At 40.7% G+C, this 13,896-nt stretch carries 14 protein-coding genes; 2 read left to right on the top strand and 12 right to left on the bottom strand.

All coding sequences use genetic code 11. The features are described 5' to 3' along the window. Window positions 1–42: 42 nt before the first annotated feature. The 4 genes from KOL94_RS09510 to KOL94_RS09525 form a co-directional block, all read right to left on the bottom strand. On the bottom strand, window positions 43–969 hold the full coding sequence (locus tag KOL94_RS09510; protein WP_221566037.1) for a Gfo/Idh/MocA family protein: 927 nt from the start codon (window positions 967–969) through the stop codon (window positions 43–45). Window positions 970–992: 23 nt separating this feature from the next. Then, a complete protein-coding gene (locus tag KOL94_RS09515; RefSeq protein WP_221566040.1) occupies window positions 993–1,808 on the bottom strand; it encodes a carbohydrate ABC transporter permease in 816 nt (271 codons plus the stop codon). Between the two features lie 23 nt (window positions 1,809–1,831). After that, the gene (locus KOL94_RS09520) at window positions 1,832–2,722 is read right to left on the bottom strand and encodes a carbohydrate ABC transporter permease (protein ID WP_221566042.1); all 891 of its coding nucleotides are present in this window, start codon (window positions 2,720–2,722) and stop codon (window positions 1,832–1,834) included. Window positions 2,723–2,867: 145 nt separating this feature from the next. Next, complete coding sequence (locus tag KOL94_RS09525) at window positions 2,868–4,115, bottom strand: sugar ABC transporter substrate-binding protein (RefSeq protein WP_221566045.1); 1,248 nt, start codon at window positions 4,113–4,115, stop codon at window positions 2,868–2,870. A 353-nt stretch (window positions 4,116–4,468) separates the two neighbouring features. On the opposite strand from KOL94_RS09525, the gene KOL94_RS09530 reads away from it, so the two are divergent. Further along, window positions 4,469–5,089 (top strand): YesL family protein, encoded by a 621-nt coding sequence (locus KOL94_RS09530; RefSeq protein WP_221566048.1) that lies wholly within the window; start codon window positions 4,469–4,471, stop codon window positions 5,087–5,089. A gap of 342 nt (window positions 5,090–5,431) precedes the next feature. Beyond that, window positions 5,432–7,378 (top strand): PQQ-like beta-propeller repeat protein, encoded by a 1,947-nt coding sequence (locus tag KOL94_RS09535; RefSeq protein WP_221566051.1) that lies wholly within the window; start codon window positions 5,432–5,434, stop codon window positions 7,376–7,378. A 230-nt stretch (window positions 7,379–7,608) separates the two neighbouring features. Here the strand turns inward: KOL94_RS09535 and KOL94_RS09540 are convergent, their stop codons facing one another. The 8 genes from KOL94_RS09540 to KOL94_RS09575 form a co-directional block, all read right to left on the bottom strand. Further along, window positions 7,609–8,508, bottom strand: coding sequence for an ROK family protein (locus KOL94_RS09540; RefSeq protein WP_221567650.1), 900 nt, complete (start codon window positions 8,506–8,508; stop codon window positions 7,609–7,611). An 18-nt stretch (window positions 8,509–8,526) separates the two neighbouring features. Beyond that, window positions 8,527–9,375 carry a MurR/RpiR family transcriptional regulator gene (locus tag KOL94_RS09545; protein ID WP_221566054.1) on the bottom strand — a complete coding sequence of 283 codons (849 nt, stop codon included), beginning with the start codon at window positions 9,373–9,375 and terminating at the stop codon, window positions 8,527–8,529. Then, window positions 9,375–9,545, bottom strand: a complete 171-nt coding sequence (locus tag KOL94_RS25770) for a hypothetical protein (RefSeq protein ID WP_221566055.1) — start codon at window positions 9,543–9,545, stop codon at window positions 9,375–9,377. The genes KOL94_RS09545 and KOL94_RS25770 overlap by 1 nt, the downstream gene beginning before the upstream one ends. 374 nt (window positions 9,546–9,919) lie before the next feature. Then, entirely contained in the window at window positions 9,920–11,488 is a 1,569-nt protein-coding gene (locus tag KOL94_RS09555) for an FAD-dependent oxidoreductase (protein WP_221566058.1), read from the bottom strand. A 208-nt stretch (window positions 11,489–11,696) separates the two neighbouring features. Continuing rightward, entirely contained in the window at window positions 11,697–11,990 is a 294-nt protein-coding gene (locus tag KOL94_RS09560) for a hypothetical protein (RefSeq protein WP_221566060.1), read from the bottom strand. 173 nt (window positions 11,991–12,163) lie between these two features. Next, window positions 12,164–12,844, bottom strand: coding sequence for an SGNH/GDSL hydrolase family protein (locus KOL94_RS09565; RefSeq protein ID WP_221566063.1), 681 nt, complete (start codon window positions 12,842–12,844; stop codon window positions 12,164–12,166). Between the two features lie 510 nt (window positions 12,845–13,354). Then, complete coding sequence (locus KOL94_RS09570) at window positions 13,355–13,504, bottom strand: hypothetical protein (RefSeq protein WP_221566066.1); 150 nt, start codon at window positions 13,502–13,504, stop codon at window positions 13,355–13,357. Between the two features lie 110 nt (window positions 13,505–13,614). Next, a complete protein-coding gene (locus KOL94_RS09575) occupies window positions 13,615–13,764 on the bottom strand; it encodes a YrzI family small protein (protein WP_221566069.1) in 150 nt (49 codons plus the stop codon). Window positions 13,765–13,896: the final 132 nt, after the last annotated feature.

Genomic DNA, 13,896 nt, shown 5'->3' on the forward strand with positions numbered 1-13,896 from the left:
TTTCCTCGATTCCTCTTATTAATCAAGGTGTTTATACGGAAGTCAGTGAAATTTCAACTCTTGATCCTCCAGCAAAACACCTATATTTTTCAATCTGCTTTCATTAGCAGCCTCTACGAACCTAATGATTTCCACTGTTTCACCAAGTGGCACACGGGACATACCGTCATGAAAAAATCCTATAACTTCCTCAAGTAAACTGGCATAGAACGGCTTGTCATTATTACTCGCATCTACGGCTGTGGTCCCTTTTTCAAAATGAATGGCAGCCCCAAATTGGTAATTCCCTTTCCGGTTTCCTCTCACTGTCCCGATCCGTCCATCCTTCCATTTTCCTACCAGCAAATCATGATGAGTATTGGCTATCGATTCCACAGAGGATACTCCCTTCCCAAGAATGGTATACAGCATTTCTACGCAATGAATGCCATACCAAAAATAACCCGGTTGCTTTTCCTGGAACTCGATCGGTCCAAAGCAGTCCGCACCAACGATATCTCCTTTGTCATCGGTAGCAAGTGCTTCCTGGAGATTCCCAGAAAAACGTAGGGCAGAGGTGCTCATAATAGGCATATTAAATGATTCAGCTATCTGTACCATTTCTAAAGCCTCGTTTGTACTTAGACAGAATGGCTTATCGACAAAAACCGGCTTCCCATAGGGTGCCAGTTTACGAAGCTGTTCGAAATGGATACGCCCATCCACCGATTCCAGCAGAATCGCATCGCTTTGTTCCGCGACTTCTTCAACTGAAGTGACTATTTTCATGTCATAGGCAGCTTGAAGCTCCTCCGTATATATCTCCACCCGCGTCATACTTAATGTAAAATCTGGAGATCCACCAGGATAAGCCACCTCCACCCTTCCACCTCGAACGTGATGTTTCATTGCGGGGTCATTCAATAACCTGGTAAACGTAATGGCATGAGAGGTATCAAGCCCTATCATGCCAATCTTTAAATTTTTCATATTCCATCCGCCTTTTCTGCATGTTATTTCAAACCGGACATTTGGATTCCTTCCGTGAAATAGCGCTGGAAGAACAAAAATATCAGAAATGTAGGGAGGAAAGAAATCGTTGATCCAGCCATCTCAATTCCGAAGTTCCCTTCCTTACCAAGCAATGACGCCAATCCTACCGTAACTGGGAACATTTCTTCCTTTGTCATATAAATCAACGGCTGGAATAAATCATTCCAGTTGGAAATGAACGAAAAGGTACCAACAGTAGCTACAACCGGTATTGACAGCGGTAAAATGACTTTGAAGAATATCTGAATGTCATTCGCTCCATCCATGTATGCTGCCTCTTCAAGATCATTAGGGATATTCTGCAAAAACTGTCTGACTAGAAAGACACCCATGATTCCCCATAATTCTGGAACGATTAATGACCAGTATGTGTTGATCCAGCCGAAATCAGCAAACATGATATATTTCGGGATGATCAAGAGCTGCTGTGGAATCATGATGACGGCCATGAATATCCAAAAAATGATTTCACGGCCTGGGAATTGCTTTTTAGCAAACACGTAACCTAACACAGCGCATAACAACATCTGACTTGCGACTGGAATGATAGTTATCACGATCGAGTTGAATATCCAGCGCATAAAAATGCCATCTCTAAATATATGCACGTAATTGTTCAAACTGATTTCGTCCGGGATCCAGAACAAAGGATCTACCTGTGCGTACTGGACTTCCTTGAACGAACCCATAATCATGATAACGAACGGCATTAAGAAAGTGAATGTAAGTAAGATCAAAGCGGTATACATGACAATTTTTTTCAGCAAATATGTCATCTCCTTTTACAGAACAAACCAACTCAATAGATGGATGATTCTTTGCCCAGATACTTCCTTTGGATCAAAGAAACAGTCAGGATGATAAAGAACAATACATAGGACAATACAGCAGCATAACTTAGATTAAGGCTTGTAAAACCTTGCTCATATAAATAGTAGACAATTGTCGTTGTGGAATAATTCGGTCCTCCACCTGTAAGTAGGAAGGTAGAATCGAAAATTTGAAAAGATCCAATGGTTGTTATGATTGCCACATAAAAATGGATTGGTTTTAACAATGGAAATGTAATCGTCCAAAAGATTCTCATCTTAGATGCTCCGTCAATCCGTGCAGCTTCATATAGCTGTTTGGGTATTGACTGGAGACCAGCGAAATAATAGATCATCGTACTACCACTGACTTTGAAGATACTCAATCCAGCAAGCACCATCAATGCCTGGCCTGAATCAGAAAGAAACAACTGGGGATCAATGCCGAAGAAGCTCAAAAAATAGTTGACCATGCCTGATTCAGTACCACTGAACAACCATCCCCACAACCCTGCGATAATGACAAACGAGGTTACAACGGGTAGAAAGAATAATCCTTTAAAAACCTTCTTGAATCTAACGCCGCTATTGATGATCAAAGCTAGAATCAAACCCATTGCCATTGTTGGAACAATATAATAGATGGAAAATAACACGGTATTCCAGATTGCTTTCCATGCCAGCTTATCGTTCAAAAACGCCGCCCAATGCTTAAGACCAACAAATTCAGGAGTCCCAATAACCTTCCAATCCATGAATGTCAGGACAAAACTGAAACCAAAAGGAAAGATTTGAAATATCAAAAAGTGGATAAGGGCAGGTACCAAGAAAATGTAGACAATCGCATTACGATCCCATTCTCTTTTTAAACGCTGCAGCATGGATAGATCACTCTTTTTTTTGGCTTTATAGGTTAACTTCTCTTGTAATTTCCCTTCCAGTGCAATCACCTAATTTCTGTATGTAAGTTAGCAACAGAGAATGTGGCCACCAGGCGGCAGCCACTCCTTTGTTCTATTAAAGATGTCAGTTATTAAGTTGTGCTTTAATCGCTTCCGCTGCAGCATCCGCAGCCTCTTGCGGCGTCTTTTTACCTTCCATCATCGTTTGGACTTCAGCCTGGATAGCCGGCATGATGTCGCGGCCAATCGGGTGGATGACACCAGGTAATGCGTATTGTGTATAACCAGCAAGTTGGCTTAAATATTCTTGGTCATCAAAGATTTCTTTTGCAGATTCTCTTGTCGGAATGTACTGTGTCACTTCGTTGAATTTACGTTGATTTTCTGTGTTAGTCATGGTTTTGACGAACTCCGCAGCAGCTGCTTTGTTGTCACTATTTGATGGAACTACGAACATTCCAGTTGTCCCATAGGTTACTTGCTCTTTATTCTTAAGCGGTTCCCCGATAGCAAAGTCGATATTATCTTTGTTCAATAGGTTGGATAGGGTAATACCAGACCCTAACACCGCCATTATTTTCCCGTTATCCCATAGTGCGTTATGTTCCATCGCAGTAATCGAATCTTTAGGAATCCGGCCATCTTCATACATATTATTGATGAACTCAAATGCTTCTACGGATTCTGGAGAATTGATAAGCACTTCATCATTTTGAGTGATGATATCTCCGCCAGCCTGCCAGATCCACGGATAAATCGTCCCATTCATCGAACCGCCGCCAGGGTAACTCATCGCATAATATCCTTCTTCCTGAGCTTTCTTGGACCACTCTTCGAATTCTTCCCAAGTGGTTGGAAGGTTTTCTGGATCTTCTCCAATCGCTTCGATTATTTCTTTGTTATAGAAGAATGTATATGCCTCTTGTAAAATTGGAAGGCCGTAAGTTTTATCCTGCCATTGAGTGGAAACAAGAGCGGTATCTACGAAATCTTCCATATCCAAATCTTCCAAATACGGATCTAATTCAAGTAGCATGCCCTCATCCGCATATTGTGGCATCTGATCCGGGATAGCATAGAAGACATCCGGACCATTATTGGCAGCCAGTGCTGTCAATATCTTTTGGTCCCTGTTACTCCATGGAATCTGTTCAAAATTAACGTCAACATCATGTTCTTTTTCAAAAGAAGCGACAACTTCTTCCCACATTTGTTTTTCCTCATCTGTTCCACCTGTAAATGGATGAGCCCATACAGTTATTTCACCGGAGATTTCTCCTTCATCAACAGGACCAGTCTCCTCATCTGCCCTGCATCCTACAATCAGGGCTGCTAACATGATGAACGCTAGCAAATAACCAAACTTTTTCATTCATTAAAACCCCCTTGAAAATTTTAATAAATCAATAAAAACTGAACTTCACAGCTGGAATACTGACTCGCCACCTCCTTATAAACGAATCTCTTATGTAACTTGGAAACGCTGTCATAGACAGTAATAATGCTCTTAATTAAAATCAAGTTGTTCCCTTCAAATAATAACGTACAACTTAAAGTCTGAAATTGTTGGAATTTTCTTTAAGTTATTTAATATCTTATGACTTTTCTATAAAATAGACAAGTCTCTTAAGTGTCTTTAATAGACAGTTCATAAATAAGGATGAATGGAGTGGTTGCAATAATAAAGAAAGGTGTCGTATAGTTTATTCTCAGGGGGGAATTACGGTGGGTGGCTGGGAAAAATTCAATAAAGTTGCATATTGGATGCTTAAAGCGGCTTATATAAATCTATTATGGATTCTTTTTACGTGCTTAGGGTTGGTTGTATTCGGGCTCTTCCCTTCTACTATTGCCATGTTCACAGTGGTTCAAAAGTGGTTCAAGAAAAAGGACATTCGCATCTTTCAAACATACTGGCGCATGTTTCGTAAAGAATTTATCAAAGGGAACGGTTTCGGACTGATCTTTTTGTCCCTTGGTTATTTTCTCTATTATGACTTCCTGTTGTTACAGGCAAACCATGGGAGTCTGCAATATCTGTATCCTATACTTGTATTTATACTTTTTGTTTATATACTCACTCTATTATTCTTCTTTACTGTGTACGTCCATTTCCAACTATCGTTCTTTCAATATTTAAAACAAGCGTTCCTGATTGCAGTAGTCTCACCACTAGAGACATTACTGATCTTGGCAGCTATCATACTTATGTATATCATGATTACAATCCTACCAGGCATTATCCCGTTATTCCCAGGTAGTATACTTGCGTTTGTGACAACCTGGCTAAGCAGACGGGCTTTTCAGAAAATCAAAAACAAGCAAGTAAAACAAAGTACAAAATAATATTCTGTCAACATTAAAAAGAGGCTTAGCTGATATCAGCTAGGTCTTTTGTATTGGATCTTAGTAGTATAGGATGAAGTTTTATTGCAGGTTTATTAAGACATTTAATAGACTTGTCTCTTTGCCAGTTTTTATACGATAATTTCACACAAAGAAATGTAAAAGACTGGAGTCACATCGCGAAAATTGTAATCGCTTTCATTCTTAATGGTTGACCTTTATTCGGGATATTATTGGAGGTGATAGAAATGTAATATTCTCAGTTGTCCACTCCATATGGAGTGTTTCAGCCCATAAAAAAGAAAGGAAGGATGACTCTTGCGAAAACTCTATTATCTTATTATGTTGACCGTTTTACTTGCAAGTACAACTGTTATTTATATGACATCTGTTAAAGCAGATGAAAGCAAAGTCCAAGAAATCGGGACTCCTTTATATGAAGTCTCCATACCGGGAGCAACCTATGGAGATGGGCCCGATGGAGAAGCCTGGGCTTACGCTGTAGCAGGAGGATCGCCGGCAGTTTTTAACGTATTGGATGCAAAAACAGGAGAACGAATAGACAGCTTTCCATTAGAAGGTGCGAGCAGTGCCTGGGCCTTGACGGTCGACCCTGATGGAAATGTCTACATCGGCACCTATTCTAATGGACAATTGTACCGCTATACGCCAGGTGATGATAAGGTGGAAAACCTGGGTACTGCCATTCCGGGTGAATCGTTCATTTGGCGGATTAGCTCCGATGATGAAGGTCGTATTTATGGAGGTACCTATCCTGGTGCCAAAGTATTTCAATATGACCCAGAGACAGGTGAGTTCCGCGACTATGGTCGAATGGTAGAAGGACAGCAATATGCCAGAAGCATCGACATTTATAAAGATAAAGCCTATGTGGGTGTAGGCACTAACGGCCCTAACCTTGTAGAGCTGGATGTGGAAACAGGTGAGAAGAGAGAAATAGACCTTCCGGAAAAATTTGGCGACCAGACAAATGTATACGATGTAGATGTAGTTCGGGATAAATTATTTGCACGTGTCACTGGAGTCAGTACGATCCTCGTATTTGACCTGAAAACCATGGAAATAATTGATGAAATCAAAAACGCTGATGGATTGGATGTTTCTCCAGTAGGTCCTATGAATCTCGCATACTTAATCATCGACGGAGAGCTTCACTCTTATGATTTGCAGTCACTGGAATTGAAGCCGACTGGTTTTGATGAATTATTCACGGCGCGTGATTTCGGCTGGATAAACCTTGATAACAAAGACTACCCTGGGAAAACCTTGATCAGTTTGACTTGGAATGGAGATATCCGCTATTACAATCCGATAACAGGTAATCATAAAATACTGCCTGGCCAAATCGAGGGGCAGCCAGTCGATATCCAGTCTCTGACACAAGGTCCGAATGGAAACATATTTGTAGGCGGCTATTTTGCCGGAGGGCTCGCTGAGTATGACTATCAGAATGAACAATTCACCGCTTACAAAGGGATGGGACAAATTGAAGGAATGACCACACATAACGATCGATTATACATGGGAGTCTATACTGGGGCGCGTCTCTTCTCCTTCGATCCTACTAAATCATATGAATATGGAACTAACCCAGTTGAACATTTCGGTTTGAAAGACCAAGATCAGGACCGCCCATTCGCACTTGTATCTGCAGGAGATAAACTCGCGATTGGAACCGTGCCTGACTACGGGAAGTTAGGTGGAGCATTAACGATTTTCGATCCGGAAACTGGGGAATATGATTTCCATAGAAATTTAGTCCAAAATCAAAGTGTTATTTCTCTGGCTTATAAAGATGGATTGGTTTATGGTGGAACTTCCGTATGGGGCGGCTTGGGTATTCAGCCATCAGAAGAGGAGGCTAAACTATTTGTTTGGGATATTGAAAACAACCAGAAAGTCTATGAATCTATTCCAGTACCAGGTGAAAAAGCGATCTCCTCTTTGACTTTTGATGACGATGGATACCTATGGGGGTTGACCTCAGGAATACTCTTTAAATATAATCCTGAATCTGGTGAAGTAATTGCGGAAAAAGAATTGTACCCTTTGAACTGGGATAATGTAAGTCACTTATGGCGGGGCGGATTTTTATCATTTGATGACGACGGTAGCCTGTATGGCCAAACCCATGGCGAGCTGTTTAAAGTTGACCCCGGAACATTAGAACATGAAACCCTTGTCGATAATGCTTCCTTATTCGCTCAAGATGCTGAAGGTAACTTCTATTTTGCAAGAGGTCATAAGCTTTTTCAATATCAGCGATAACCGGTAAAGTTTGCTCCTATTGTTAAACTATTTAATGTAAAACATTGTGTCTTTGACTCTCTTTAAGGCATTTGAGACACGTAAAATTTGAAAAGGCGGGTAGATAAACCATCTCCCTGCCTTTTCTCTGTATCGACAATATCTTCTTCCCCATGCATTCTACTTTTAGACAGCCCGACACTCAACCATTCTTATTTTTCTTACAGAACCAAGACGTGCATGACTTTCAGCTAACTTAGTAAACCATTTATGGCAAGTCGAGCTGCTCCAAGCACCCCAGCATTACCGCCTAACTTTGATAGTGAGACATTGACTTTCTTCTTACTGCTTACCTTTTGTAAAGCAACTGACAATTCTGTTTCCCATAAAGGATAGGCTTCCCCTACACCGCCACCCAGAACAATCGTTTCTGGATCATACATATACTGTATATTGGCTAAAACTATACTTAAATCTTGAACAAAATTATGTATGAGTTCTACTGCTCGTTCGTCTTGTTGGCGGAAAAGTTCAAACAGTTTATAGCTGTCCCAGTCAGGAGCTATTTCTCGGGCCCTAAGATTCAATGCTGTCCCAGACACATATTTTTCTACGCAGCCACTTTTTCCGCAGCCACAGGGAATACCACAAGGGTATAGAATCATATGACCGAACTCCCCCGCTCCACCATTCACACCTGTAATAATTTTATCCGAGTGGACAAGAGCCCCTCCCAGCCCAGTACCAATGGCCACATAGGCATAATCTCTCAATTGTTGTGCAGCACCTAACCATCCCTCTCCCAGTGCTGCAACATTTACATCATTATCTATAAAAATCGGAATCGAGAGCCGTTCCGATAATTTCTCTTTCAATTTAAATCCACGCCATCCTTTAATCGTATCCCCTGCTCCAACAATTTCCCCTGTAACAGGGTGAACACTACCCGATGTCCCAATACCTAAGGCTGCTATCTTTTCTGGGTTATCCTTCATTAATTTTTCAATCGCTTCAAGCATGCTTTCTAAAATATTCTCAGCGCCTGATAAGGTTTTGGAGCGTACCTCTTTTTTTATATTCCCGTCCCCATCTACAATAGCTGATCGTGTATTAGTGCCACCTAAATCAATCCCTATTAATTCTATGCCAATCCCCTCCTTCCTCCTACACTAGAATATTTTATTGATAACAGACTGGGCTGTTTTGTTTTTCATGAACATGGACCGCTCTTTATTCTGTAAAACGATTCCTGTACAAAGCAGGTCCACCACAAAAAGCTGTGAAATTTTCGCAGTCAATGATCCGCCTTCTAAAGGAGACTCCTTTGCTCCACCATTTAATACCACATCAGCGATTTTGGTTATGGGCGAGCGAGAATAATAGGTGATAGCAATCACTTTGGCTCCACTTTTTTTAGCAATTTCTAATGAATGGATTGTGTCCATTGTACTCCCGGACACACTGAAACCAATCACAACATCTTTTTCTGATAAGGTTGAGGCATACATCGCTTGTAAATGCGGATCAGTCGTCACCTCCGTTCTTCTCCCGATTCTAAGAAAACGACTTTTAGCATCGAGTGCGGTTATGCCAGAAGTACCTACTCCATAAAAATGAATATACTCTGCCTTATCCAGGATAGTGATAGCTTCATTTAAATCTTCAAGATTGATCATGGATGCGGTATGTTTTATTGATTCGATAGTATTTAATGAAATGGATTGAATCAAATCAGAGGACTCAGCAGAGGTTTCCGCTTGAAGATCTGTTGAATTTTGAGCCAAGGTAAGCTTGAAATCCTGATAACCTTTAAAGCCTAGCCTTCTACAAAATCTCAGTACTGTTGTCTCTCCGACTCCAACCTCATCGGCTAAATCAGTAACAGAGTAATACATCACTCGTTTAATATTATCTAACACGAAGGAAGCCACCTTTTGTTCCGACTTCGTCAAGGAAGGATAATTACTGTGGATGATTTCTTTAATCGGTTTTATCACTTTGGTTCCGTTGCTGCTCATTAGTTCCCATCTCCTTTTAGAGCTTCTGCAAAAGATTGTGTTATAAATTGGGGTCTGGTTATAGCTGAACCGGCCACAACGGCATGAGTCCCTTTTCTCATAAGTAAAGCTGCTTCCTTGGGATACCTGACTCTCCCTTCAGCTATTAAGGTTCGGTCCGATTTCTTCACACAAGCGGCTTAGCAGAGTGACATCTGGTCCATCAACTCTCTGTATAGGTGGTGTAGCCCGATAAAGCGGAAGAGATACAATCTGCTCCTGCTTCTAATACAGCCAACATTCTTTTATTGTTGAAATGTCACTAAAATAAGCTGATCCCGTTCTTTAATATGAATTTTTTGAATGGAAGGAGCTGGTGGAATCAAAGCAACTGGTACCTGATATTATTGCTATCAAGCAAATGGCAAATCTTCCTATCATCGGATTGGTCCACTCCCTCTATCTGTATTAATATTTTAACTCTACACATCGTGTTGTCCGTTACCTTCTGATGTCGTACAGGGTTATGAACGGCCCTGCTAGCTATTACCTGATTGATAGAATCCTAATGATGCACCGGCCATTCCAGTTGAACCCCGTTATTAGTCAATAGACGCTGGAAATCTTCCAAGATACTCTCGTTCTCATAAACCTGACGTGGAGTCGTTTGTTTTTCTATTGCATATGCTGCTAGATACCCAGCCACTTCTCCAATATTCCACTCGACAGGATGAAGCCTGTAACACCCGTTAGTGATATGAGTAACGCCAATATTTTTGCATGCCGGGATAAGATTATTCATTCTTATCGGAATCATAGAACCTAATGGAATCTGAAACGGCAAACCGGCAAAATCTATGTAATGCCGGTTTCCAGTACTCGGGTGAAGATCAACACCATAGGAACCGATACCTACACTATCCCTGAATTTTTCAGCACCGAGGTTCCCGCGTATTTCTTTGCTGATATGTTGTTCAAGCACTGTGAATTCTGCTTTTATTCGCCGAGATTCCCGAATATAGGGTTTCATGGCCAACCCATCTTGTGTACCTAAGATATCTGGCCGGAGCCTTAATCCTGGATACCCGTAACCCCCTCCCCGCCTTGGTGCCTCCGTCTGCATCCAATATAGCAGGGATAGACTCAATTGCCTGGCGGCTTCTAAATGTTTTTCCCTTGATTTTTCGTCAACTTCAAAAACTGTGCCTAAGAAGTAGTCATTCTGCTGCCAGTTGACAGTAGTGATATCCTGGAATTGTGTTCCCGGCAAGAAGTGTTTTTCATCAATGATTCTCCTGTACTCCCATAAGGAAAAATGCTTTCCATCAGGAAATAACGAAAAGGTCCTTCTCTCATGGTTATGCGGATAGACGCCATCCCAATGTAACAGTTTGACCGGCCAGAAGTCAGGCTTATACTCCTTCCAAAATTCATATTGGTCTGGTTTTACGATCGTGTAGTCCTCTCCTTCTACATAATCGATAGCAAACACATGGGTCACCGCCTGCATATCTAAAGGGTCCGCTTCTCCTTCTAATGCATGGGGTTCTCCTGTTTGAGATTGGGATTCCGCCCCTGTCACGTACTCTGTTCCGCTTAACGGAAGCAATTCACCGATATCAGTAGCATCTAAAAAGTAGATACCATGAATATGTCTGCGTTCACCGGTTTCGAGATCCTGTACTGTGACAGTTCGTACATCATCTCCATCTACATATGCTGCTTCCAACTTATGCTTGCTTAATATTTGCAACCGGCCATTATGGATATAGGGTGCCATCATTTCATATAGTACTGCTAACGCAGTCCTTGGCTCATGTGACAGTTTACTAACTATTGCACTACCTGGATTTAACCTTTCTGTTTCCATCGCATGTTCATACAACGGAAAATTCCTTTTATAATAGTCCCTTACCTTATTTCTGAAAGTACGATACAATCCTGTGCAACCATATTCTTCAATCCAGGGATGCTCATCGGGAGGTACACCCTGATTTGTCAGCTGGCCGCCGATCCACGCTGTTTCTTCTGTAAGGATTACATTTTTCCCTATTTTTGCTGCACCGATTGCTGCTGCACACCCTCCTAAACTCCCGCCAACAATTACAATTTCCGCTGTGTACTCTTTTGCCAAGATAAATCTCCCCTTATCGAAATTCTAGTCATTGTAATGAAGTCCCAGTTGCTTTTCTAATAAACCCATGTAAAGTCCGGCCGCAATTTCGGCAACCGTCCACCCTGATTCAATCGCCCACATCCGCAGGGGATCCGAATACTTCATTCCTTTCCATATCATATGCTCTTGCCAAAATCTGCAATCTGCAGTTCATCTGAGCTATAAACTAAACGCTTATATCGAGTACTCTCAGGAGGTGAAAATAGACATTGCCAATACTGGAAGCATATTCGACAAACGTTCTTTTCCATTTATTTATTTGTTTCTCCAAGGCTTTTCTATCCTTAGGTTCTAGCAACAGCGGGACTTCACCCCCTCCACCAAGAACTACGAAACTAGCGTAAAAATCTAGTTTTTCTTCCTCCAATTTATTCGGGTGAAGCGTTTGTACTTCAGCATCTGTTTCCCTCAATAGTTGAGGAAGATCACTGTCATGGGCCGTAATTACAGCAATTTTCATGTCTATCACCCCGTCTTTTACGATTATGTAATTGAAATGGAGTTTTTTTTTAAAAATTAATGAAAAAAAGGAGTTTTTCCCCTAAAGAGAATAGTAGTTTAACATTTTATAAAAGTCAATATTTTCAGAAATTTTAATTTCCATGTAGAAGGAGCCATCGATAAGATGACTCCTTAAACTCCAATAGATTGTATAATACCGGAAGTGTACCCTCCCATCCGTTGATATCCAAGGTCATTCGGATGCAATCCGTCCATTAAAAATGTCGAAAATGTTAACTCAGTAATTCCACTATTCCGATATAGATCACAGATCGGTAGGCCATACATATCACCAATGAATTGAATTGCCTTTACATAATCAATAAGTTTGTGGCCTGAAGCATTTTTATGGTTTACATCATAGCCGTTATTGTCCCGTTGTAAGGGGGTACATAAGACAATTCGAATGGTGGGCTTAACAGTCAAAATATGTTCGACAGCCTCATGATAAGCTCCATAGAAAGTCAAAGGATCAACCGAAGGGTTACCAATCCCCCCCAACTCACCGATCGGTACATTCAACTTGAAATCGTTTGTCCCTGCAGCGATGATAACTAAATCTTTATCTGAAAAAGAAAGATAGTCTAAAATGGCTTGATGTGTACCTTCCCCGTTGACGGTGCCCTCTGCCATCGGAACACCCGAAACACCTTGATTATCATACTCAGAGAATCCAAGTTTTCTTTGTATAATCGTCCCCATACCTACGGCAATTGCACCGATGTCGCCCTGGCCGTATGGTTTACCATCCTGCCATTGAATCGAGTCTCCAAAAATGACCATGGACTTTCCTTTCCAATCGTTAACTGGCATATGTAATATCCCTCCATTAATTTCCAATATCATACCATAAATAAAAATGGACGGGGGACTGCACTTTGTCCAAGAAAGTGAAAAACAACTTCAACATGTTGTCTTTTTCCATACACCATTTTTAATCAGGATTTAAAAGTCCATAAATTTTTCATATTCTCTTCTCGACCTATATGTAGATTAAAATACTTGTTCCTATACCTTATTAAGACTTTTTTAATCGAATACTATCTAAAGATTGTGTTTCAATGGGTATAAATATTGAGTGTAATTTGGGTTAAACAATGATAAAAAGTATGGAGAATTGAACACCTTCTAAAAAATTATTTTTGAACTCTTAACTTATCCAAAATTTCAAACATTTTTTTGTAATCACTGATATAATAAAAATTCTTGCGGATCGCCCGCGGAAAGGGATGAATTTCGCAAAAATCAACAAAAATTATAACAAAGCCAACGAAATAAATGGATAAAAAGCAAGCGGTGGCGACCCCCGCTTGCTTCTAGGTTTTACATCATATCCATGTATTGAGCTGATTTATCATGTGCTGCATCCATCAAAGACTTGACGCGTGCGTTATGTTCAACGATTGTTGAATCAGCTTCATTATTCCGAACTCTTTTGATTATCGTTAAAATGAATAATTGAAATGGAATCATTCCGTATCCCTCCTATCCTGGCGATATTCCTTTCAGGTCGTATCTTTCTCCGTAACTATCCAATCAAGAAAAACCTTGCCTCTTAACATTATTTTCAACCTCCTTATTTTTTACATCATGGAAATGTAATAGAACGCTTTTTCACGCATTTGGTCATACAAATCTTCATTATGCTTCTTTTTGTTGATTTCTTCATATGTCATTTCTGATTTCAATATCGTTTGTACAATCGTCAATAAAAACAAATGGATCGGCATCATAGCGGATTCACTCCTTTCTATGATTTACTCCAGGGTCACACCCCGCTTGAGCCAATAATTTCTTTCTGCTTTTTCATTCCGCATTCCATTCAGCCTCCTTTCATTTACTCCATTAAAAAACGCCACAGGAAT

This window comes from Alkalihalobacillus sp. TS-13 (assembly GCF_019720915.1).
In the GTDB taxonomy this organism is placed as follows: Bacteria; Bacillota; Bacilli; order Bacillales; family Fictibacillaceae; genus Pseudalkalibacillus.